This window comes from Sphingobacterium sp. HSC-15S19, from assembly GCF_050433745.1.
GTDB classification, from domain to species: Bacteria; Bacteroidota; Bacteroidia; order Sphingobacteriales; family Sphingobacteriaceae; genus Sphingobacterium; species Sphingobacterium siyangense.
Genome location: NZ_JBNPWQ010000019.1, coordinates 24322 through 47931, shown reverse-complemented (window position 1 = coordinate 47931; position 23610 = coordinate 24322). Strand labels below are relative to the sequence as shown.

23 protein-coding genes are annotated in these 23610 nt (G+C 40.3%); 13 read left to right on the top strand and 10 right to left on the bottom strand.

Translation table 11 applies throughout. From position 1 onward, the window contains the following. Window positions 1-77: 77 nt before the first annotated feature. Together L1283_RS16285 and L1283_RS16280 are read right to left on the bottom strand one after the other, a co-directional pair. Window positions 78-329, bottom strand: a complete 252-nt coding sequence (locus tag L1283_RS16285; RefSeq protein WP_286849068.1) for a hypothetical protein — start codon at window positions 327-329, stop codon at window positions 78-80. A gap of 3 nt (window positions 330-332) precedes the next feature. Then, on the bottom strand, window positions 333-533 hold the full coding sequence (locus L1283_RS16280; protein ID WP_312352744.1) for a hypothetical protein: 201 nt from the start codon (window positions 531-533) through the stop codon (window positions 333-335). Between the two features lie 269 nt (window positions 534-802). Here L1283_RS16280 and L1283_RS16275 point away from each other — a divergent pair, with 269 nt between their 5' ends. From L1283_RS16275 to L1283_RS16255, 5 genes are all read left to right on the top strand, one after another. Then, a complete protein-coding gene (locus tag L1283_RS16275) occupies window positions 803-1300 on the top strand; it encodes a DinB family protein (RefSeq protein WP_286849064.1) in 498 nt (165 codons plus the stop codon). Between the two features lie 88 nt (window positions 1301-1388). Further along, window positions 1389-1985, top strand: coding sequence for a DUF4142 domain-containing protein (locus L1283_RS16270; RefSeq protein WP_286849063.1), 597 nt, complete (start codon window positions 1389-1391; stop codon window positions 1983-1985). Window positions 1986-2271: 286 nt separating this feature from the next. After that, entirely contained in the window at window positions 2272-3087 is an 816-nt protein-coding gene (locus L1283_RS16265; protein WP_286849061.1) for an alpha/beta fold hydrolase, read from the top strand. A 134-nt stretch (window positions 3088-3221) separates the two neighbouring features. Then, window positions 3222-4946 carry an NPCBM/NEW2 domain-containing protein gene (locus L1283_RS16260; RefSeq protein WP_429626344.1) on the top strand — a complete coding sequence of 575 codons (1725 nt, stop codon included), beginning with the start codon at window positions 3222-3224 and terminating at the stop codon, window positions 4944-4946. Window positions 4947-5223: 277 nt separating this feature from the next. Beyond that, entirely contained in the window at window positions 5224-5823 is a 600-nt protein-coding gene (locus L1283_RS16255; protein ID WP_286851004.1) for a DNA-3-methyladenine glycosylase, read from the top strand. 20 nt (window positions 5824-5843) lie between these two features. On the opposite strand, the gene L1283_RS16250 is transcribed toward L1283_RS16255, so the two are convergent. Then, a complete protein-coding gene (locus tag L1283_RS16250) occupies window positions 5844-6296 on the bottom strand; it encodes a hypothetical protein (protein ID WP_286851005.1) in 453 nt (150 codons plus the stop codon). A gap of 535 nt (window positions 6297-6831) precedes the next feature. On the opposite strand from L1283_RS16250, the gene L1283_RS16245 reads away from it, so the two are divergent. The 3 genes from L1283_RS16245 to L1283_RS16235 all read left to right on the top strand — a co-directional run bounded on the left by L1283_RS16245 (window position 6832) and on the right by L1283_RS16235 (window position 10122). Beyond that, window positions 6832-8712 carry a DEAD/DEAH box helicase family protein gene (locus L1283_RS16245; protein ID WP_429626343.1) on the top strand — a complete coding sequence of 627 codons (1881 nt, stop codon included), beginning with the start codon at window positions 6832-6834 and terminating at the stop codon, window positions 8710-8712. Window positions 8713-8754: 42 nt separating this feature from the next. After that, window positions 8755-9504 (top strand): hypothetical protein, encoded by a 750-nt coding sequence (locus L1283_RS16240; protein WP_286851008.1) that lies wholly within the window; start codon window positions 8755-8757, stop codon window positions 9502-9504. A 75-nt stretch (window positions 9505-9579) separates the two neighbouring features. After that, entirely contained in the window at window positions 9580-10122 is a 543-nt protein-coding gene (locus L1283_RS16235) for an SMI1/KNR4 family protein (protein ID WP_286851010.1), read from the top strand. Window positions 10123-10133: 11 nt separating this feature from the next. Here L1283_RS16235 and L1283_RS16230 read toward each other — a convergent pair whose 3' ends face one another. From L1283_RS16230 to L1283_RS16220, 3 genes are all read right to left on the bottom strand, one after another. Continuing rightward, complete coding sequence (locus tag L1283_RS16230) at window positions 10134-10706, bottom strand: glutathione peroxidase (protein ID WP_286851011.1); 573 nt, start codon at window positions 10704-10706, stop codon at window positions 10134-10136. Between the two features lie 339 nt (window positions 10707-11045). After that, on the bottom strand, window positions 11046-11918 hold the full coding sequence (locus L1283_RS16225; RefSeq protein WP_286851012.1) for a glycoside hydrolase family 71/99-like protein: 873 nt from the start codon (window positions 11916-11918) through the stop codon (window positions 11046-11048). Then, window positions 11915-12334, bottom strand: coding sequence for a hypothetical protein (locus L1283_RS16220; protein WP_286851013.1), 420 nt, complete (start codon window positions 12332-12334; stop codon window positions 11915-11917). The genes L1283_RS16225 and L1283_RS16220 overlap by 4 nt, the downstream gene beginning before the upstream one ends. 486 nt (window positions 12335-12820) lie before the next feature. Here L1283_RS16220 and L1283_RS16215 point away from each other — a divergent pair, with 486 nt between their 5' ends. From L1283_RS16215 to L1283_RS16195, 5 genes are all read left to right on the top strand, one after another. Next, the gene (locus L1283_RS16215; RefSeq protein ID WP_286851014.1) at window positions 12821-13642 is read left to right on the top strand and encodes an ATP-binding protein; all 822 of its coding nucleotides are present in this window, start codon (window positions 12821-12823) and stop codon (window positions 13640-13642) included. A 24-nt stretch (window positions 13643-13666) separates the two neighbouring features. Then, window positions 13667-15409: an ABC transporter ATP-binding protein gene (locus L1283_RS16210; protein ID WP_286851015.1), complete on the top strand. Its 1743-nt coding sequence runs from the start codon at window positions 13667-13669 to the stop codon at window positions 15407-15409. Continuing rightward, window positions 15409-17214, top strand: a complete 1806-nt coding sequence (locus L1283_RS16205; protein WP_286851016.1) for an ABC transporter ATP-binding protein — start codon at window positions 15409-15411, stop codon at window positions 17212-17214. The genes L1283_RS16210 and L1283_RS16205 overlap by 1 nt, the downstream gene beginning before the upstream one ends. A 176-nt stretch (window positions 17215-17390) precedes the next feature. Continuing rightward, window positions 17391-18287 carry an SDR family oxidoreductase gene (locus tag L1283_RS16200; RefSeq protein WP_286851017.1) on the top strand — a complete coding sequence of 299 codons (897 nt, stop codon included), beginning with the start codon at window positions 17391-17393 and terminating at the stop codon, window positions 18285-18287. 9 nt (window positions 18288-18296) lie between these two features. Continuing rightward, on the top strand, window positions 18297-19220 hold the full coding sequence (locus tag L1283_RS16195) for a helix-turn-helix domain-containing protein (RefSeq protein ID WP_286851018.1): 924 nt from the start codon (window positions 18297-18299) through the stop codon (window positions 19218-19220). A 154-nt stretch (window positions 19221-19374) separates the two neighbouring features. On the opposite strand, the gene L1283_RS16190 is transcribed toward L1283_RS16195, so the two are convergent. From L1283_RS16190 to L1283_RS16175, 4 genes are all read right to left on the bottom strand, one after another. After that, the gene (locus L1283_RS16190) at window positions 19375-19728 is read right to left on the bottom strand and encodes a YtxH domain-containing protein (RefSeq protein WP_312352735.1); all 354 of its coding nucleotides are present in this window, start codon (window positions 19726-19728) and stop codon (window positions 19375-19377) included. Window positions 19729-19926: 198 nt separating this feature from the next. After that, complete coding sequence (locus L1283_RS16185; protein ID WP_286851020.1) at window positions 19927-20442, bottom strand: hypothetical protein; 516 nt, start codon at window positions 20440-20442, stop codon at window positions 19927-19929. Window positions 20443-20701: 259 nt separating this feature from the next. Next, a complete protein-coding gene (locus L1283_RS16180; RefSeq protein ID WP_286851021.1) occupies window positions 20702-21568 on the bottom strand; it encodes an AraC family transcriptional regulator in 867 nt (288 codons plus the stop codon). Between the two features lie 132 nt (window positions 21569-21700). After that, window positions 21701-23581 (bottom strand): MGH1-like glycoside hydrolase domain-containing protein, encoded by a 1881-nt coding sequence (locus L1283_RS16175; RefSeq protein WP_286851022.1) that lies wholly within the window; start codon window positions 23579-23581, stop codon window positions 21701-21703. Window positions 23582-23610 lie beyond the last annotated feature (29 nt).

The following is a 23610-nucleotide window of genomic DNA, read 5'->3' as shown; positions in this document are numbered from 1 at the left end:
ATTAAAACTAATGAGTTTTATAGTTGAACAGCAGCAGCTACAATTTCGTTTACGATTTTATAACAAAAAAAAAGCGCCTAGGTCTTTACACCTTTTGCCTTTTTGATAACTTGCTCTACCCTTTCCAAACGCTTTCTCCAAGCCATGACTTGCGGTTCTTCATATCTTGGAAGGCCATCCTCGTGCATTAATCCCAGTACTTTGGCCAAACGCTGACTTAAGTCGGCTGTCCCACCGTTAAGCTTCTTCCATTTGCGCTGATCTTTCAACAGATCATTTTCATAGGCAGCGAGCGCCTTCTTTATCGTACTTAGCTCTTTTTTGTACATTTTCTACCTATGATATACAATCATGAGCCGATTATATGCAGCGGTATGCAGCTTATCTTTTGCGATAACTGTATGATAGTTTTTGACAGCATCCTCCAATTTCTCTTCGGATTCTAACAATTTAGCCTGTTTAATTAATTCGTTGACAGACAGACGTGCTGTGGATCTTTGATCAGCCATTTCAATACGAGTGTTCGGGACCATAAAACGCGGGTATGAGCCCGGATCATAAAGCGATTGCCTTTTCTAGGAAATCTCGATAGAAGGACACGATTCAGCAAATAATAGTTTGTCTACTGATTACATCTTCCCTAAAACCTTTTCACACCGCAACTATTCCAGCGTTGCTAGCTGAAATTCTTCAGTACAATGTTAGCATTTTAAGCGAATACACAATTGGTTAAAACTAATTCCTGTATAGTTCGGTTTAATTTCTAAAGTCTTAAACTTAATCATTTTAAAACTAAGTCATTATGAGCACTATTCTGATAAAAGATATCATTCAGCAATTAAAGGATGTGGAGTACGCCGATCTATGGATCGATGAAAATTTTGAAAAAAAATTAGCTACGGTTACCGAATCATCTGTTTATGAGCGTCCTATCCCAGAAATGCATAGTGTAGCGGAACTGATGTCGCATCTCATTGAATGGCGTAAGGAGGTTGTGAGCCGTTTGAAGGGAAATCCACGGGGACTCGAAATGAACGAAGCTAGGAATTGGCGAACGAATGACGAACTGAAGACAACAGGCTGGAAAAAGCTGTTGGAAGATTTCAGGGATAGTCAGCGACACGTTATTCACTTTCTCAACGGCAAAGACGATTCCTTCCTCGAACAACCCTATAAACATGCGAATCCTGATTTCCCGCATAACCTCAAATACCTCCTGACAGGCCTTATCCATCACGATTTTTACCACTTGGGTCAGCTGGGTATCACTATTAAATTTTTGAAGCTAAAAAACGCGTGAATGTAATATGAAATAGTTGCGTTGGTCATTTTTTTGAAACGATACTGTTTTGACCACTGTTTATCTAGAAATCAAAACTCATAAGATCATGAAAAGAATATTTTTGACCCTAGCAATTGCATTTTCTATTATTGCTGTCCAAAGTTGCGGCAATGCAAATAACGACAGCAAAAAAACAGCAGACAGTATCAACGAAACAAAAGCACCAGAAAACATAGACGATAATAATACGGCAACGACGCCTGTTGCTGTCAGTGAAGACGATGCAAAATTCGTTACTGAAGCAGCAAACGGTGGCATGGCTGAGGTAGAACTTGGAAAACTGGCAAAGGAAAAAGGCCAGCATGTGGAGGTAAAAGCCTTCGGCGAAATGATGGTTAAAGATCATTCCAAAGCAAATGATGAACTTGCAACGCTTGCACAAGCAAAAAATATCACGCTACCAGCCACCTCGGGTAAAGATGAACAAAATTTGAAGGATGAATTGTCCAAAAAGTCGCCCAGAGACTTCGATAAATCGTATATTGAAGATATGGTTAAAGACCATGAAAAGCATATCAAACTGTTTGAGGACGCTAGTAAAAACCTTAAAGATACCGAGCTGAAAGCGTTTGTAGATAAAACTCTACCAACACTTAGAAACCACTTAGATCATGCTAAAAGTGTAAAAGATAAGTTGAAATAATAGCAAAACACAGGGGCTGATATTGGATATTGGCCCCTGTCTTTTTTAATTACAACTCAACTGCCCTAACGATACGAAATCTTCCCCTCGGTATTATCGCGCTCCAATCTTTTTTTAAGGACTGTCTGCTTGCATTTCTGACGCAATCGCCCCTATATTTGTCGTATTTCCACAGGATCTTCCTGGGAAATCGTAATGATATTTGTCACGTACATTTTAAATAAATTCGTTATGAACACACATATCAAAACCAAATACTATTTTTAAATCATTACTTTATATCATTATGATGACTACTGTTATGCAATCTTATGCCCAAATTAAACCCTCGGCTCAAGGTTTAGTACACCTTAAGGACAGAAAGGTATATTATGAAGTTTATGGTACTGGAAAACCGATTGTATTATTACACGGCGCTTTTATGACCATCAGCACAAACTGGAGTCAGCTCATACCCGAACTGTCAAAAAACAGGAAAGTCATCGCCATTGAACTGCAGGGCCATGGCCATTCACCCTATTCTGATAGAAAGTTTGACCACGCCATACTTGCAGCTGATGTTGCCAAAGTGATGGATTATCTGAGAATTGAACATGCTGCAGTGCTTGGCTACAGCTTTGGAGGCGCAGTAGCCTACCAATTTGCCATTCAGTACCCGAAGCGCTTAGATGAATTAGTCATTATTTCTGCTACCTATAAAAGTAAGGGATGGATGCCGGAAATTAACAAAGCCTTTCAGAACATGAAACCAGCACTATTTGAAAATAGTCCGATGCAGCAAGCCTATGAAGCCGTTGCTCCCGACAAAACAAAGTGGACAAAATTTTTAGAACAGATGATCTCTTTGGCACAGCAACCATTTGATCTGGGAGACGCAAATATTGCCAAAATATCTTCACCTGTACTCTTGATTGCTGGAGACAACGACGGTCTAGATAAGATCGAGCTGGTAAAAACATATCAATTATTGGGCGGTGCAGTAGTTGGTGACTTTGGACAAATGCCGAAATCCCAATTAGCCATTATCCCAGCACAAAGCCACGTCAGCCTGATAGGCCAAACTGGAAGCATTTTAGATTATCTGAATAGCTTTTTAAAATAAGTCCTGTAGAGGGAGAAGAACTTATGCATATTATTGAAGAAAACTATGCTGATTTTATTTAACTTAGTGTATAGATAATATAAAACCTAGATTAAACCTAATTGAATTCAATAGCGATCGTATATTCACCATGTATGAAACGTCAGCCAAACTTCCTCTGGATAATGCTGTCTATTTTACTATTAACACTTAACCAATTCGCTCAAGGAGCAATCTCAACAAATAAAAATAAACTGCTTCATACTGTTAAGGTTGTTTATTTTTATCCTGCTGACGCAAAACTGTCTTCCGATTGGAAAAATCGTCTCGACCGAACATTGAAGGATATCTCCTCCTATTACAAAACTGAGCTTGGAAATTCGGGATTTAAAAGTGATGGTATCCCTTTTGAGGCAGAAGATTCGGGTTATCAGTACCACTTGGTTCAAGGGTCGAAACCCTCAAATGATTATACAATAAATTCAGGGCGTGAAATAGAAAATGAAATCTTCGAGAAACTGACGCCTGCTATCAATCCAAACACCGAACATATCCTTGTTATTACTGCCTTAAGCCATAAAGATGAAAATGGGACCTACGTATTTCATTCGCCATACTATGGCAGGGGCTCTGCTTCCTCGGGCTTGTGCATGGTTGCAGACTGCGACCTCCTAGATCCGGCATTACTCACGGATGCAAGCACCAAAATAACTTTTACAGAGATGTTTGCCACAAATAAAGCATGTACTGTAGGAGAGTTCAACAGTTGGTACCTCGGTGGGATAGCACATGAAATGGGCCACCTATTCGGATTACCACACGATCATGGTTTTCCAAATGAGTTCAATCGAAAAACGATTTCCTTAATGGGAGAACATGGTAGCAGGCACTACAAAGTCGAAAAATGGGGTGGTTTAAAATCAGCTAAATTTTCCAAAGCCTCAGTCTTTCAACTAAGTAGTCATCCCATATTTACACAGCGACCAAAACCTATCCAACAAAAAAACGAATTCCTATTACAATCATTTATGCTATTTCAAACCGAAAATACGACAAAATTAAAGCTTCAGTACCATTCAGGTACAGTACCATATGGCGTTGTCGCGTTGATCCACCCTTATAATACCTCCGAGTATTTGAGCAACAGCTTTACCGCTGTAGTCAACCAGAGCAATTCTGTAGAAATTGATATTGCTCCTTTTGAAGGCAATATACCCTATGAAATTAGAATGCTGTTTTTATTTGACAACGGATCAGTTAAAGAATACCGAAAAATGGTTAGCCATAGTAACGAAGGAGATTTCCTAACCATTAATAATTTTGGTCAGGCTACCGTCAATGACCTGATTAGAGTAGTAGAAAATGACAGCCTGGATAATCAAAAACAGGCCAAGTTGAGTGTCTTAAATCAATTGTTGCAGGACGACCAACCCATCAACCTTAAAACCATAAAAAAGGATAGTATCTTTCTTTCTGACGCAGCATGGGAAGAAGCTTACGTAGGTTGGGAAAACCCAGCGAGAAATTATTACACAGCAGAATCTAACGCTTTATTTTTTCTAGAAAACAGCGCTAAGGTATATCGCAAAGGATTATATGCCCATGCACCATCCCTATATAAGTACAAGCTTGCAAAAAAGTGGCGGCAATTAAAAATCATCGCAGCTTTACGTGACGGCGCTCAAAAACCAGAGGGCATTCAATTTATCATCCGTGGTAATAGTAAAATCCTTTCTTCCCATAATGTCAAGCCCAATGAACAGTATCTTTTTGATCTAGATATCACAGGTGTCGATGATCTTGAGCTCCTTACGCAAGATCAAAGTGGCAACAACTTTAATGCGTGGTCAATTTGGTGCAACCCATATCTTATAAAATAAAAAAACGACTCCCCCTATTCATCTAGTTCGCAAAGGTATTTCCAGAAGGTTATATATTCCCGGAGCTGGCCAAACAATTTGATCTCACTGCTATGTCTACCAATTGCGGCTGTTAGGCCTCATGAAAATTAGGATAAACAGTTTTTTGCGCCTATTACGTAATTTAAGTCTAGAAATCATTTTGCTTAACTATTCTTTCGCCGTCAATGATGATTTTCCCTATATTTAATCACCGTCATGCGACGAACATACTCTTTGACAGTTAGAAGGATAAAAAATGGTTAAACTACCTCAATCTTATTACACTAATACAAATACCATATTCCTGGCGGAAGATCTGTTAGGAAAAGTTCTCTATACGCAAAAAGATGGCCTGGTAACAGCGGGTAGAATTGTCGAGACCGAAGCTTACTTTGGCATTATGGATAAAGCATCCCATGCATTTAACGGAAAGAGAACATCGAGAACCGAGCCGATGTACAAGAAAGGTGGCGTCGCCTATGTATACCTCTGTTATGGGATTCACCATCTGTTGAATATTGTGACTTCTGGAGCAGACGATCCCCAATGCGTTCTAATTAGAGGGATTGAACCGCTGGTTGGCATTGACGTAATGGCATTGCGGAGACCTGTGCGGCCCGAAAAACCCTCCTTCTCCAACGGACCGGGATCTACGGCTAAAGCTTTGGGAATTGACGCCTCATTTAATGGCGTATTATTGACCGGTGATAGCATATGGATTGAAGATCAGGGAATAAAATACAGTTCAGCACAAATCGGAAAAGCAGCACGAATCGGTATCGCTTATGCTCAGGAGCACGCAGTCCTACCCCTGCGTTTTTTTGTAAAGGACTGTAGATACGCCAGGAACGGATAACATAAAAATGCGGTTTATTGCTAAACTTTCGGGTCAGCCTGCTGTTTTTCGATTATTTTTCTGAACAGGACAAATTCTAAGACGGTGCTGGCTAGATAAACAACAGAAAAAAGGAGCAGCATTTTTAACGGGTCGAGAACCATATTATATTTATAAACTCCAGCCAAAATATAAATAATCAGTAAGACCAGACAAACAGCAGGTATTCCCGAAAATGTCAAAAACGATAATACTTTATTTTGGCGAATTTTTTCGATGTGATTTAGAAAAAATAGTAAAGAACATAAAATCACTACGAAAAGGTAAATTGTTGAAAAACCTAAATTGACAACAATGTCCAGTATAACTATAATCGTCTCCAGAAATCCTGTAGCAGCCGTATTCGTCTCTGCAATAACAAGTCGGTATAGGATAAATAGCGCGACACTTATCAGTACATTAACGAACCAAAATCTGAATATAATTTTCCCCATATTACCCGTATTTTTATAATTACTGTTGTCTATTCATCGATAACACTTTTAAGTACGCTTACAAAGATATCAAGTTATTTTCCGGGAGTGATGTACGAATATAAATTCTGTCTCCGCGAATAATAATTGTTCCGCTGTCCAATAAGCCTAACGGAGGATGAAACGATGCCAAATCCCGCTCGTCCAGAATTAATCCAAAATTAACCAACTGCTAAAATTAATCGCTTGAAACTAGCCCGTTTTTGAAGGATGTACGGATCAAGCACGGATATAACACTGATCAGGCACAAGGGACTAGTGCTTTTAAAATGCATTAAACGTACTTAGGAGGCACCTCCATTTTGGATAAAACGGCTATTTTTCCTCTTCGGAAAGCTTACACGGAATTTAACTTAAATAAAATTTATTCAATATATAACTTATATTCGAGGTCAATAGAAGGAATTATACGAGTCTTCTACTGCAAATCGTATTTGCAACCAAAATTGGTATATTGCGCTGCAATATAGTGTAAATTTTAAATTATCCGGATCTATTGACTGAATACCCTAAAGCAATTAAATTCAAATATTCATGGCGCAAGTACCAACAACGGGTACTTGAAGAATTACAAGAGCATCTTAAAGATGGTCATTTACATGTGGTGGCACCTCCCGGTTCAGGTAAGACGGTTTTGGGGCTTGAAGTCGCTATACGCATCAATAAACCAACCCTAATTCTCGCACCGACGCGTGCAATCCGTAACCAATGGATACAACGGTTCTGTGAACTTTTTCTTCAAACGGACACCATGCCGGACTGGATCTCCAGGGATATCCGGAATCCAAAATTTTTCACCGTAGTAACCTATCAGGGACTGCATGCTGCCTGCAATGATCAGGATGCGCCGGAGCTCGGGTCAAACCTTGAGCTTATCCTAGAGGAATTGAAATCGCAAAAAATCGGTACGATTGTCGTCGACGAAGCACACCATCTTAAAAATGAATGGTGGCATATATTAACCCATATAAAGAAAAAGCTGAAGCCAACGGTTGTTGGTCTAACAGCAACTCCACCTTACGATGTCAACCCAACAGAATGGCAGCGCTACATGGATCTCAATGGCCCCATAGATGCAGAAATTTCCGTCCCCGAACTTGTCATTGAGGGAGATCTATGTCCACATCAGGATTATATCTATTTCACCAGTCCTAGCCAAAAGGAAAGACAGTTTATTGCCGATTATAGGGATAGCATGCTTAAACTGTTTAAGGAATTAAGCAGCGACAAAATCGTACTTCAGGCAGTCCAAAATCATCCGATATGGTTAAACCCGATGGATGATCTCGACTGGGTTTATAATAACCTGAAATATTACTCAGCATGCTTAATTTTTCTCCATGCCAACCAAATTCCAATTCCCGAGCTCCATATGGAGATCATCGGTGGCAAGGATTTTAAAATACCTCACCTGGATTATGAATGGCTCGAAATTCTACTTGAATTTTATCTGTACCAGGAAAAGGTACATTTCAATGCGTTTGAAGAACACCGCAACATGCTAGAAAATAGATTACAAAGGCATGGTGCCACGGAAAGAAAACGGGTGAACTTTTCCCAAAATAGCCGTGTCCGACAATATTTGACATCCAGTATCAGTAAAATGGACGCTATTACAGCGATTGTGGATTTTGAATATGAAAAATTGGGTAAAAACCTACGGTTGGTAGTCCTTTCGGATTTCATCCGAAAAGAATTCCATGTAAGCACCGACCACAATACGCTTGAATTGAACAAAATAGGTGTTATCCCTATTTTCGAAAAATTGAGACGGGAAAATAAGAATAAAAAGAAAATCGCTGTACTTACAGGATCCATGATCATTATTCCGGCAAGCACTTACGCTGCATTTCAAACCACTGCTGCAAAGTATGATATTTATGACAGCGCCGCGAGCCCTGTTCCTTTTGAAGCAAATTACCTTTTAATAAACCAGACAGAGGGACTTAAACACGATATCGTTCACATCGTCACACAGCTATTCCAGGCTGGAGAAATTGAAGTCCTACTGGGGACCAAGTCATTGTTAGGTGAAGGCTGGGACGCTCCGGCAATCAATGCCCTGATTTTAGCGAGCTTTGTCGGCTCATTTGTACTTTCCAATCAGATGCGGGGTCGGGCTATCAGAGCACAACAGGGCAATAAGGACAAAACGTCAAATATCTGGCATTTGGTATGTGCAGACTCCACTTCCGCAACGGGCGGTGATGACCTTAAATTATTAAAGCGACGGTTCAAAAGTTTTGTCGGCGTCTCGCTGCGACAAGAACCTGAAATTGAAAATGGTATAGGCCGTTTTGATCTACCCGAAAACATAAACAACGTTGGGGAAATTTCACGGAAAAATGCGGAAATGTTGCTATTTGCTGCCGACTGAGAGAACCTCAGACAGCGGTGGAATGATGCGCTTAGCAAAGGAGTGAATCTCGTCGAGGAGATCAAGATACCTTTTGCAGAAAAACAAGATTATCAACGTGTAAAATCATTGTATCTCAACAAAACAATTAGAAACCTACTCGCGACAGTGGGCGCTGCCTGGCTTAGTTTTGGACTTGACAATGTGCAGGGATTTTTTAGGCCATTAAAAAATATGCAAAGCCTAAAAGATTTTTATATTTACATGGCCAGCTTGGGTGCAGTCGGAATGCTGCTTTTCGGGAGAAATACCGTCAGATCACTCAGACTATATTTGAAATACCGAGATATTTCCAAAGATCTCAACCAAGTGAGTTATGCGCTCTTAAATGGCTTGCTAAAAGCTCATATCATACGGACTGATCGAAACGAAGTACGCGTAGAAATGCAAGTTGACCGCTCGGGTTCCGTTTACTGCCATTTAGAAGGGGGTACAACATACGACAAATCAATATTCATCAATGCATTACAGGAGATTATAGCGCCGATCAATAATCCGCGTTATGTGATTGTCAGGAAAAACAAATTTGCTTTTTTTGTCAAGCAGGAAGATTATCATGCTGTTCCGGAACTGCTGGCACGCAAAAAAGAGTTCGCCGAATATTTTAGCAATCAGTGGGAAGCACACGTAGGGAATTGTGATTTAATCTTTACCCGAACAATTACTGGCAGAAAATTGATCTTAAAAGCACGGGCGAAATCATTAGCGGCACAACTGGATGAAAACGTACTGCAGGTAAGTAAGTGGCGGTAAAGTAATAAATCAAAAAAAAATCAACAATAGGCAGGAAATTTTGAATCGTAATATGCGAATTTTTATAAAAACGTTATGCTAAATAATACCTTTGATCTGCAAATAGAAGGTACACCTTCTGAATTTGGGGATCAGTCAATTCTCGAGAATTTTAGATTCCCAAATGGAAAAGCTTTTCCTAAATCATACAAATCCTTTGTAAAAAACTATGGATACGGATTAGCATTAGGTGAATTTCATATTTATATTCCGATGGGCAACTATGGAGATTCATTAACTGTTAGATCCGATGAAATTAGAAATACCTATATTGATGATGTTAAAAATGATGATATCTGGTTTGAAATAGGTCCTGACTGCTCGCTGCCAATCGTAAAGCGATTGTTTCCCTTCGCTTCCAGCGACAATGGCTACTATCTCTTTTGGGACTATGAAATTGATGCAGCAGGCGAACTGGATATTTATATAACAGATTTTAAGGGTACAGGATTTAGAAAAGCTGGCAAATCAATCGATGAACTCATTAGTAATTTGACTGGCCGTTCTATTAAAGAATTTCTCCCATTCTGCAGCCATCCACTACCGCGGACTTTCAAATGTTTAAAGAAAATTGAATGAGCACTATCTAACTACTCGAGCGCCGCCACAATTGCAGGATCCTCGGGATCTATTTTTGGAAGAAAATGCTTCACAAGCCTGCCATTTTCATCGATTAGATATTTCTGAAAATTCCACAAGACAGCAGAACTTTCTACGCCGTTCAAGCTTTTGTTGGTCAACCACTGATAAATAGGCGCCTGCCGTTTTCCTTTAACATCAATCTTTGCTGCCATCGGAAAAGTTACGCCGTAATTCCGTTGACAAAAAGCAGCTATTTCGGCATCCTTACCAGGTTCTTGGTCTAAAAAATCATTTGAAGGAAAACCTATAATAACCAACTTATCACTGAATCTTTTATATAAGCGTTCAAGACTCTCGTACTGAGGTGTAAACCCACATTTAGAAGCGGTGTTTACAACGAGTATCTTTTTACCTTTAAATTGCGCGAAATCAATGGACGAGCCGTCCAACCCCTTAACTTTAAATCTATATAGCGTAGCTGATTTCAAAGCCATATCTACATTAACGTTACCATTGGTGAATAAATAATAGGCCACACCTGCGGCGACTACCGCAACAATGAATAAAATTATAAAGAGCATTTCTTTTATTTTTTTTTGAAACATGACAATCGATATAAGCACGAAACCATCCCAGAATCGTCTTTACTTAGGTCGATGAACACCCTTGGACTTGCGACCAAGGACGATACATAACAACCTTGCCGATCAACGTTGTACAAGGCAAAACGTATTCTGCAAAGTCTTATAAACGATGAGTTCAGCGTTTACAATGGATTAAAGTTACTAAAGAAAGTCTGAATTGGAAATGAAAAATGCTTTTCTGATCGCATAATAAACAGTATAAAAACCGAATCTTCATGACAAAGATTCGGCTACACTATTAAACTATATAAACCAATTGTGTACGTTAAAGTTGACTCATTGAGGGGATGTTGGCCTATTTGGGCTTAGCCCTATCTGTCCCTTTAGCATCTTCCCACCATCCATTGTAATCCGGAGATAATAATCTGAAGAACAAACAGTCCCATCTTCATCCATAGATTTAATCCCCAGCCCAACAGGAACATCCTGTTGAGTTGCAGCTGTCTTCGCTATCTGATTGGATTCGTTGTACTCATCAAACATGGACACATACATACTCTTGACACCAAGCGCGGTCAAACTATAGAATTGTCGCCACATAAAATCACCATGTTTTCGTTGCCCCTCCTGCAGTGACCCCGGCAATACACAGGGCTGATAGTCTATGTTATTTAAATTGCAAAACTGTAGATCAGCATTTTGGATATGCTGCGCATAATGATCCACGTCTGCAATGGTTCCGATGCGGCCTACCATCCAAGGTGACAACATATCAAATGATTTGTAGACATCGATATAGCCTTGTCTCGAATCTCCTCCTGTTTGTGCCAACCTCCAGTGTGTTGGCGTACCGCCCATGACATAGCAGCCTTGATCGCGAAACCACTGAATAACCTCCAGACAAACGGCTGCTGACCAGGGATGGTTGTTGTCATTAAAACCGAATCCCCAAATACCGACCACAGGCTTCCCGTTCTGTTTGGCATAGGCAGTAGACTGGGTATATTGTTTCATCAGATTTAGCCAATCATTTTTTATTTCAGCCTGCATATTAACCCAAGCCGACACATCATACATGATATAGAATTTGATACCATGTTGCTCGGCGGCAGTTTTAACTTTAGCCGTAATCGCATTACGAATGGGACCTTCTATCCCTGTGGGATTAAATCGCTGCAATGCCGCCGTGTGGATACCGTAATCCTTCATCCATTTAAATTGGACATTGACTGTCTGATCGTCAAATGAAGAAAACAGAGATGCAGGCGAACCATTGCCCAATGCCGGTAAATTGGTATTGTATTTTTTTTGTATTCGCTGTTGTCAGGCCAAGAAGGAATATGGAAATTACCTTGGGTCGGGGTCTGCTGCCAAGCCTCAGTCCAGTGCCACCAATGTGTTCCCATGGGTGAATTGTCACCCGCACAGGAAAACCAGCCCTGGTATCCCACGGTAATCTGCCCAACGACATCGCCTGTCGCGGAAAGCCCATTGTTGCCATTCGCTTTTTTGGCCTCCCCTTTCGGGATAGATTCTTCAATCTTCTTTTCGCTCTTTGAACAGGACATCATCAAAGCGATCAACAAAAAGATAATACATACTATTTTTTGCTGTCTAATACTCATAATTAAGTGTTTTTTTATAAATGGTTGAAAATGGGTTTATACATATTGGTTTATTTCAATGTTGGCCCCCATACCTTCCCGATGTTCCGGAAGGCTAAAGTTTTACTGGGGTTATTCTTGAAATCAAAGTTATTATGTACCATTAATGAACTATTAACAAGAAATTAATGGCTTCCATAAATCTGTATAAAATGAAAAATTATTTATAAATACGTTTAATGTGCGTACAATAATTTTGCTGTATATTGAAAATAAATGCTGCACCAGTTTATTTATAAAGAAGTAATCGAGCTGAGCGATCCGATGAGGTTTTCTTTCGAAAAAAGAAAACAATACGATCTAAATTCTGTATATTAAATGAACTCAATGGTCGATTTTTTTCTTGACTACAACTATTTCTTCTTTAGCGGAAGACCAAAGTTCCCTTGGGTAATCGTTATTTAATTCGAATAAATTAAACTAATATAAATCTCAATCCGATTTTCAATGAAAATTACGTTAACATTAACCCTTATCATGTTTATACAAGTCCTATTTGGACAGAAGTCTTTAACGCCTCAATGGCAATCGGACACCACCCTAAGATCTCCAGAGTCCGTTTGGGTAGATGCCAAGAACAAAGTACTCTATGTTTCAAATACGATCGCCTTCGAACCTAATACTACAGCATTCATCAGTAAACTGGATATGGACGGAAAATTTATCAAAAGAGATTGGGTTACAGGACTCAATGCTGTTTTGGGTATAGGAATCCACAAAAACCGGCTCTATGCGGCTGAAGCATTCTCTAAATCCATTGCCGTCATCGATACGGATAAAGCAAGCATCGTCAAAAGAATTACCATTGATGGCGCTGAGCTACTCAACGACATTACCGTTGACTCAAAGGGTATCGTTTATGTAAGTGATACGCGACTTGGAAAAGTCTATCGCATTGAAAACGAATCTCCTATGCTTTATGCAGAAAACCTAAAAGGTGCAAATGGGTTGCTGGCTGTCGGCAAAGACTTGTATGTGCTATCGGATGGCGCGCTTGTTAAGATAGATCAGGATAAAAAAACTACCGTAATATCGAAAGGTATGGAAGGCGGATTGGACGGTGTCGTACAAATTAAACCCAACGAATTTGTAGTTTCTGGCTGGCAAGGACTGATCTACCATGTCAAACCTGACGGCTTCAATGCTGTATTACTTGACACACGTGACAAAAAGATAAACGCTGCCGATATCGGATACGATAAATCTTCAGGTATGCTGTATGTGCCTACCGTTAGGAGTAACAGCGTTCAGGCTTACAAATTGGACTAGATGATTTAATGGATATACAGGCAGATGAAGCTTTCCACGTTTACCCCTTATACCAAGTCATTTAGAAAGGCTTTTTTGATTATTCCTTTTTTCGTTGTGATCGATGTATTTTGCGAGATTGTTCAACCCCGTCTGATGTCTATCATTGTCGACAACGGAATCTTGCATAAAGATATCAACTACATTTTGAAAATTGGATTGGCCATGATCGGATTAGCCATCGTTGCTATCGTTGCCAATTTATGCAACATCTATTACTCTGCACACGCGTCGGTGGGTTTTGCGACGAATCTCCGGACGGCCTTGTTTCGAAAAATACAATCCTTTGCTTTTGCGGATACCGATTATTTCAGTTCGGCCTCGCTTACAACACGGCTCACCAACGACACCAATATGATGCAGCAAGTCATGATGATGTGCTTGCGTATGCTTCTAAGAGCACCCCTTATGATGGTTTTTGCCATTATCTTTGCAGTTTCTATTAATAAGGATCTGTCCATCGTGATGGCCATTGCATTACCTATATTGGCCTTAAGTATTTTTATTTTATTACGCAAAGGACTCCCCTTTTTTATCAAGATGCAACAGGCAGTTGACCGTGTCAATAGTGTTGTGCAGGAAAATCTACTCAATGTGCGGGTAGTAAAAGCTTTTGTACGACAGGATTTTGAGAAAAAGAAATTCGACAAAGTGAATTTCGATCTGATGGATGTTGCCACCAAAGCTTCGAGCATCGTTGTCCTTATCATGCCTGTCATGCAATTGGTGATGGGTTTGTCGCTTGTTGCCGTGACCTGGTTTGGCGGACAGAAAGTAATGACCGGAACGCTTGCGCTGGGTGGATTGATGTCATTTCTAAGTTATATCACGCAAATCCTTATTTCTTTGATGCTGCTTTCATTGACTTTCATGATGATTTCAAGGGCAATCGCTTCTGGCGATAGAATTGAAGAAGTTTTAGAGAAACAACCCTCCTTAACGGATACTGCGGAAGGCCTCCAAAATAGATACGCCATCACAGCGGCACGGATCGCATTTAAGCAAGTCACTTTCCGTTATAACTTACAAAGTGAAAAACCCAACCTTGACAATATTAGCTTCGAAGTAAAGCCTGCGACTACCCTTGCAATCATAGGTGGCACAGGTTCGGGAAAGAGCACTTTGGTACAATTAATTCCACGACTATATGATGTGTCTGAAGGTGCCGTTTTAGTAGATGGCGTCGATGTCAGAAATTACCAACTACAGGAACTGCGCAGCCAGATTGCGATTGTGTTGCAGCAGAACCAACTTTTTTCAGGAACTATTTTAGAAAATCTCAAATGGGGAAATGAGCAGGCAACAGAAGAGGATATTTATGCCGCAGCTAGGATTGCCTGTGCAGACGATTTTATACGCTCCTTTCCCAGCGGCTATCAGACACTACTGGGACAAGGAGGCGTCAATGTTTCAGGAGGACAAAAACAACGCATATGTATTGCCAGGGCTTTATTGAAGAAACCTAAAATCTTGATTATGGACGACAGTACAAGTGCTGTGGACATCGATACCGATCGAAAAATACGTGAAGGTTTAAAAAATTATCTGCAGAACACCACACTATTAATTATCGCGCAGCGTATTTCGAGCGTCATGCATGCCGACCAAATATTGGTCATGGAAGAAGGCCGCATTGTCGGTTCTGGATCACACGATGTACTTCTGCAAACAAATACCAGCTATCAGGAAATTTATCAGTCACAACACCTGCAAAAAGAAGAAGCCTAATGAGTACCTCAAACAAATCCATTCCCGTGAGTTTACCTGGCCCCGGTAGTTCAAGACGCATTAAAAATGAAAAGCCTCAACAGGGATTTAAAGCTTTATGGCGATTGATGCGCTACCTTTCTTCGCAACGGCTGATGCTCCTGCTGATTTTAATTTCACTTTTGCTGGGAACTGCGGGGACACTGGCAGGCAACTACCTTTTACGACCTGCGATCAACAATTATGTCCTCAAAAAAGATATTGTTGGTCTAGGACATATTGCCCTGGTCATGATCGGAATTTATATCGCTACAGGAATTTTCAACATGTTGCAATACCGACTGACCATAAAGGTGGCACAGAAAACGATTTCTAACCTCCGAAATGATCTGTTCGACCGCATGCAGTACCTCCCTTTGCAATTTTACGATACCCATCAGCATGGTGATCTGATGAGTCGCTTCACCAATGACATGGATACAGTAAGCGATGCCCTGAATAATAGTATCACACAGCTTTTAATCAGCTCAATTACTTTGTTGGGGACACTCGCCCTCATGCTGTATATCAGCCCTATCCTGTCGATTATTGCATTGATCATGATTCCGCTGATGTTATATCTGGCGAAACTGATCATCAACAAGAGCAAGAGTTTTTTTGCCGCCAACCAAGCTGCGCTCGGCAATGCCAATGGCTATGTGGAGGAAATGATCAGCGGACAAAAGGTAGTGAAGGTTTTTGCCCACGAAAACGCTGCCATAGAACAATTTGAGCAGCTTAATCAGGTACTGCGGGAAAAAGCAACAAAGGCCCAGTTTTATTCTGGAATGATGATGCCTTTGATGGCGAATATGAGCACCATTAATTACGCGCTGACTACCATCGCAGGAGGTATTCTAGTGATCACACGTGGATTTGATTTAGGGGGGTTAACTGCATTTTTACAGTATGCACGGCAATTTGGACGGCCTGTAAACGAGATTTCCAGCCAATACAACAGCTTACAGGCAGCTCTTGCGGGCGCAGAACGTATTTTTGCCGTTATTGACACTGCTCCTGAAAGTGAAACGATAGATCCATTGCCAATGCCGGCCCCGATTCAGGGCCAAGTGACACTATCGCATGTAAATTTTGGCTATGTACCCGAAAAACAGGTTTTATTTGATATTGACATCGACGTAAAACCAGGACAAAAGATCGCTTTCGTGGGTGAGACCGGCGCCGGCAAGTCGACAATTATCAATTTGCTACCTCGCTTCTACCCTTTGCTATCCGGGGATATTCTTTTAGACAAGACATCGATTTTTAAGTTGGATCGCAATGAACTGCGTAAAAAACTGTCTATCGTATTTCAGGACACCCATTTGTTTACCGATACGGTCATGGAAAACATCCGTTACGGCAAGCTCACAGCAACGGATGATGAAGTGATAGCGGCAGCAAAGCTTGCTGCCGCAGATAGCTTTATCATGCAACTGCCACAAGGGTATAAAACCGAATTGACCAATGACGGGGCCAATCTGAGTCAGGGACAGCGGCAGTTAATTAACATCGCCCGGGCAACTGTGGCCAACACGCCAATCTTAATATTGGATGAGGCGACCAGCTCAATCGATACACGCACTGAAATTTCTATTCAGGAAGGTATTGACCGGTTAATGCAAGACAAAACAAGCTTCGTCATTGCCCATAGACTCTCGACCATAAGGAATGCCGACGTAATCTGTCTGATCGAAAAAGGAAGAATCGCCGAGTTCGGTTCGCATGCAGAACTCTTAAAGCAAAAAGGTAAATATTATCGTTTGTATATGGGACAGTTTGACTGATCATTTCGAGGTTTTAATACGATACTCCTTTCATGAAAGAAGCCTTGTTTCGAAAAATATTGCAGCTTACGAAATTCAAGTTCATCGATTTTCTGAAAGATGGCTACAACATTCTGACATTTGGATACATCTACGGGCAACTTTACACAGAACTTTGTCTCAAGAAAAAAAAGATTATGAAAGTATTTATAACCGGAGCTTCAGGCTTTATAGGTTCAGCAATCGTTCAAGAAATGATCGATGCGGGACATCAAGTAACTGGTTTAGCACGCTCAGAAAAATCAGCAGAGATAATCGCCAATTTGCGTGCTAAGGTAATCCGTGGCGATCTTCAACACTTGGATATATTAAAACAAGCCGCTTCAAGCGCCGACGCCGTCATCCATACGGGGTTTTCCCACGATCTGATGTTTGCAAATGAGTATGCAAAAGCTGCCGAAATTGATATCAATGCGATCAATGCCATGGGCGAAGTGCTGCTCGGTACACAAAAACCGCTTGTCGTTACAGCTGGAACCTTGGGTCTACCACTTATCAACGGGTTCGTCACAGAGGAAAGTACACTCCTAAATTCACCGAGAGGTTCAGAACCTTCGGCAATGGCCCTGGCAGCAAAAGGTGTCCATGCTTCAGTGGTTCGCTTACCACCCTCTGTTCACGGCAGCAGTGATCTTGGCTTTATGGCAGGCTTCACATCAAGTCTGATCCAATTTGCACGCGATCATGGTGTTTCGACCTATCCCTTAAATGGGGACAATCGTTGGCCAGCAGTTCATCGTTTAGACGCTGCAAAAGTTTTCTGCAAGGCGGCCGAGAAAGCCGAAATTGGGGCATTGTACAACGCTATTGGTGAAACTGGCATTAAAATCAGTGCAATTGCTGAACTGATCGGCACGAAATTACATTTGCCTGTTACTTCATTACGGGGTGAAGATATTGTCAAACATTTCCAATGGCTGAGCCATTTCATCACCTTCGATAGCCCGGCGACAAGTTTTGAGACACAGCAGCAATTAGATTGGTCGCCTACGCATATCGGTTTATTGGAAGATGTTCATCAGAATTATTTATAAATTTGTTATATGCTACAAAGTCGAACACAGCGTATAAAAACGATCAGTGAATTTCATCAATTAAGAGGTTTACCACAGCCTGAGCATCCATTGCTCAGTGTTGTGGACTATTCAAAGATGAAACGTTCTCCTTTGGATGATGCATCGGCCTTATTGTTTGATTTCTATGTCATTTCCAATAAAAGAGGCATCACAGGCAAAATGCGCTATGGGCAGCAGCTCTTTGATTTTGACAACGGTGTACTCGGCTTTATGTCGCCCAATCAATTGCTGAAACTGGAAGAAAATGACGCTGTTACCAACGTAAACCGAAGCGGGTGGATGTTGCTTATTCATCCGGACTTTTTATGGAATACCACATTGGCGAAAACCATTAAAGAGCATGAATTCTTCGATTATTCGGCAAATGAAGCTTTATTTCTTTCAGAAAGTGAAGAGAAAACACTAAACGATATTATTGAAAATATCCAACGGGAATATCGAGCAAATATGGACAAATTCAGCAAGAACATTATTGTATCAAACCTCGAAACATTACTGAATTATTCGGAGCGTTTTTACAACCGACAATTCCTGACGCGAGAGAAAGCCAATCATCACGTTTTAAATCGCCTGGAAGAACTGCTGAATGCTTATTTTTCTACAGATGGTTTGGTCTCAAAGGGTCTTCCATCCGTTCAATATATCGCAGATAGCTTAAATATTTCCTCTAAGTATCTCAGCAGTTTGCTTAAAGTAATAACGGGGCAAAGTACCCAACAGCATATTCACGAAAAACTGATTGAAAAAGCAAAGGAGAAATTGTCAACAACGGCACTTTCTGTTAGCCAAATCGCCTATGAATTAGGCTTTGAACATTCACAGTCATTCAGCAAATTGTTTAAAACAAAAACCAAACTTTCGCCCCTGGAATTTCGCGCCGGATTTCACTAAGCTACTGAAAGCTAACGAAAACCATAGAATGACCATTGGATATGGGAGAAATGATCCCGGTGGGCATGGACATTATAATTTAAGAGGTGAAGATCAAAAAAGAAACAGCAGACCGCGCAATGTCTATTGCCAGTTCTGCTGTTTGAATCAAAAGTTATTTTTCTTTTTGATCTTTAACTGCATCCTTAATCGCTTTTGTCTCTTCGGCAGTCTTAGCACTTATTTGATCTTTATACTTATCAAATTCATCAGAGACCTTATCAGCCATATGGCCTGCTGTCTCGCTAATTGAGGATGACACATGATCATACTCTTCTTTCACTTTATCGGCTACTTCTTCGTATTTATGTTTTGCCTGCTCTTTGAGATCCCTTGTTTTTGCCTTGATTTTCTTTCGCGTTTTTCTTCCACTATTCGGTGCCACCAATACACCGACCAATGTACCAATTGCCGCTCCCGCCACCATTGCCAGAAGTAATCCCGTTGAATTATTTTTTCCGCCGCACATCTTTAATTTCTTTAAACAATCGTAATTAAGCATATATTTCAAAATGATATGTTGTTAAAACTCTTACAAATTCTAACAATAAAAGCAAAAGATTAGTTTGTCATATTTAAAAAAATGTACAACAAACTAGATTGCAGCATCACATGAACCGAAAGACGCTAAAGATGAGCATTCAGTAAAGGCCTGGATCAAATAGCACTACTGGACACGACTTTTTAGTTCTGTCCCCAATTCAGTGTTGATTTTCCTTTGTTTGAAGTATTGAAAAATGACTGCAATAATAAAAAGCACAAAAAGTACAAAAAGGGTCTGTCCAATAATTGGATCATTTGTATCCTTTGCCAAGGGGTGTCCGATTGGAACTCTGGTAAAGGTCTCATTAATGGTGGGCACCAGCGACAAGAAAAAACTGAATGACCATAGAAAATTCTCAAAATACCGAGCCTTCGTACTACTTTTCTTTATTGCGTGCAGCCAATAGGCCACCGTGACAAGAACCAAGATGAAGAGTGAAAAAACATGCCCGGCATTGAAGCCGCCCTGTTTCGAAATTCCTAATGCCGTAAGAGAAGTGATGGATGTCGCATAAAAATATAACTTCCCCGATAATACTTTAAGATTGATCTTGCCATAGCTGATAAATCCTAATACAGCACCTAAAAGTGCTGTAAGACCAATAACTGTGTGGAAAACTCCTAAACCTGATAAATTCATTTTTTCTATTTTTAACGTTGATAATTTCAAAAAAATGTTCCTATAATGTAAGGTCGTTGTCACGCTTTCACGGCACAATCCATGGAATAACAACCCTTTAATGGAACACTACAAAGTTGCAATAGAATAAGAAAAATAGTTTTTTGATTTCGTTCAAAGATTTGATATTTTAGTTCAAATAACAGGACTACAATCTTATTGGAGAAAACTTGGTCCCCTCGATAAAAATGGAATACCATATACAAATAACCATTGGTTTTTAGTTGCTTTTAAGCTGTCGACGATAATTTGTTGGCGATATGTGGTATTTGTCACTAAAACTCTTTGTAAATGTTGCAAGGTCGTTAAATCCACAGTTAAAGGCAATTTCGGAAACACGCTGATCGGAAACCAAAAGGAGCTCTGCCGCCTTTTCGAGCTTCTTATTTTTGATGTAGCTGGCAGGTGTATCACGATATAATTTGGCAAACTCTCTTTTAAATGAAGAAACACTCAGATTATTCTGTTCCGCAAGCTGCTCAATGGTCAATTGGGAAAAGAGATTGGCTTCAATGATCTGTTTAAACGAATAGGTACTTGAAGAAAAAAGCTGTGATAATATCACCCGTATGACCGACGCGTTTCTCGTTTGGGACAGGAGCAATATAATTTCTTTTAATTTGAGCACCAGTATATCTTCATTGATCAATGAAGGATTTTCAAAATAGAACAGCAAGCCTTCGACATATTTCTGGATCAGGAAATCATTGTCAATTTTTTCTTTTGATTGGTTTGAAATGATATTTTCGGGTTCAAGCAGCAACGAGGGCAACTCTCTATCGTAAACTTTCTTCAAGGTATCGGGATAAAAAGTGACGATTAACAGCTGACAATCCTGCGTTGGATTCACATCGTGGATTCGCTTTCCAGAATTAATACAATTCAGCAATAAGGAATAATGCTTCGCAATAGTTAGCTCTTCGTCATTTGCTTGGTATTGCATCTCCCCTTCCAGCACATAGAGGAAGCAAGCCTGTTCCGCTACTGGAAATTCAAATGTAAATGGTGCCTTCAAAGCAATTTTTTGCATCATCGGTCTTCCAAATAGCTCATATTTTTTGTAATCGTTTACCATTGTGCCACTCAATTTCTCAAATTTAACGATTGAGTTCCGTATAATTAAAATGACCGTTGTGCAATAGAGTCTTATTTTCTAAATTTCCGTTAAAATAGATTCATCCAATCGATGTATTTTAAATTGGTTAAACACCTGTTGATATTAGTCTAAATTTACGTCTATTTTGACACCAAGATTCTTGCAGCTTACCTTTAAGACATGATCTACCCAAATGCATAACATAGGCTGTTTTCCTGGTTTGTTTTGATCCCAGTCTTCTTTCCAGACAATGTCGATCGTTTTACCATGATAGTCTAAGTTTCCGAGGTAAAAATAATCCATTTTGCCCGCAGGTATCAGCGGCTGAAGCTGAAAGCTGTTGTGATGGGTAGCCTTAAAGCCAATGAGATCTGCTATGATCATGTCAGGATAGGTTGAATGAAAATAATCACTCTGTCCACCAAATTGCTCGCCATCACTTGGTATATACCATTCACCGATATTTGGCTGGGCATAACCGTGAAGTCGGGTAAGCATCATAATTTGTTCGTAGAGGATCTCTTCGTCCTGCGCAGTGATTTGATTCTTATAATTTCTTAAATAGTTACTGTATGCTTTATAGACGACCGAGTTTTGAAAAGGCCATCCTCTGCCGTTCCAGGCATAAGCCTGCTCATTGTAATAGGGATGTTGCCTTTCGGCCGTGGTCATTCCTTTGTGGTTATTGAAACCTTTTTCAGAAGTAAACATCGCCCAAGCTACTTCATACTTCTTATTATCCTCAGGCGGTATCATATTGAAATACCAGGGGGTATAACCAACGGATTCCCGCACCCGAGCTTCGTAATCCCGAACACCATAGGCGTTGTCACCAGCTGTTAAGGTATTAAAAAATCCATCATCTGAATTCCAAAGCGTCCGGAGAAATTTTCGGCGTATTTCCTGACTTCTGACCTTATAGTAATCTGCTTTCGCCTTATTCTTAATCGAAGGATGTTGTTGCTGTTCCAGTCTATAGAGATTGTACAATGCGTTGTTATTTCCAAAGGAATAACTTCCAACGGATGGGCGCACCAAATAAAAATCAGGATAACCTTTGGTAAATGCTAATGGAAAGTCCTTCGCTGCAGTCGTATTTGCTGCCTTGTCTGTCGTCCCCCAACCTAAATAAAGGTCTCTCCAGATACTATCGGTATAAATAGCATAGGGCCCTTTACTTTCAATTAAGCCAAGTACCGCCGAAAGGCTGAACTCCATGCCATCATACAGATCCAGAATTTTGTACATGCCGTCGGTCTTCGCATTTGCATTTTTTACAGTGAATAGGCTATCCAAAAGGTGCTGGTGGGTCTCCATCGCCGGAAGCATCTTTTGCGTCCAGGCCTGATCGGGATGAATTTTTAAAAATGATTCAATACCATCGACCATCCAGCTGGAAAAATGAACACTTTCGGGCCTGCTCAAATGGGTCAAAAAATTACCGTTTTCCCTTTGATTTATTTTGGAAGCTGATCCAAGCATAAAATATTCGGCATAAGATCGAAGGTATTTTGGATCACGAAGCCAACGTACATCGTAAAACTGATGCGCTGTTGGGCAGGTAATCGCTCCACTCAAGGATCCCCAGGCGGGATACCCGAAAAATTCTGTTATCACCCAATATTCCTTTGAATCATGTGGATCGTAATAATCCCGAAGATGCTTGCTGATCATCCACCAACGATAATTATAAACGCGACTTAGGGTATCGTTGGAACTCTCAAAATACGGAATGTTATTGACCAAGAATTCTTTGTTGTTGGATTCGTCAAAAGCACCGTCCGATTTTGGCCGGTGCTCGTAAGCATTGAACTCCTTTATATTGTCTGTTAAGTTATTTTTTGCCACTTCCTTTAAACGATCAAGTTCATGGCGATATATCGACTCCTGCTTACCCAAAAATCCTCGATTACTCGAACAGGAAAAAAGAGCACCTAGAACCAAAAAGGCTGTGCTGCTTAAAACAATAGATTTTAGAAAAACGGAGCGACGTTGTCTTTTCATGTGGTTATATGGAATAGAACGAATTTATA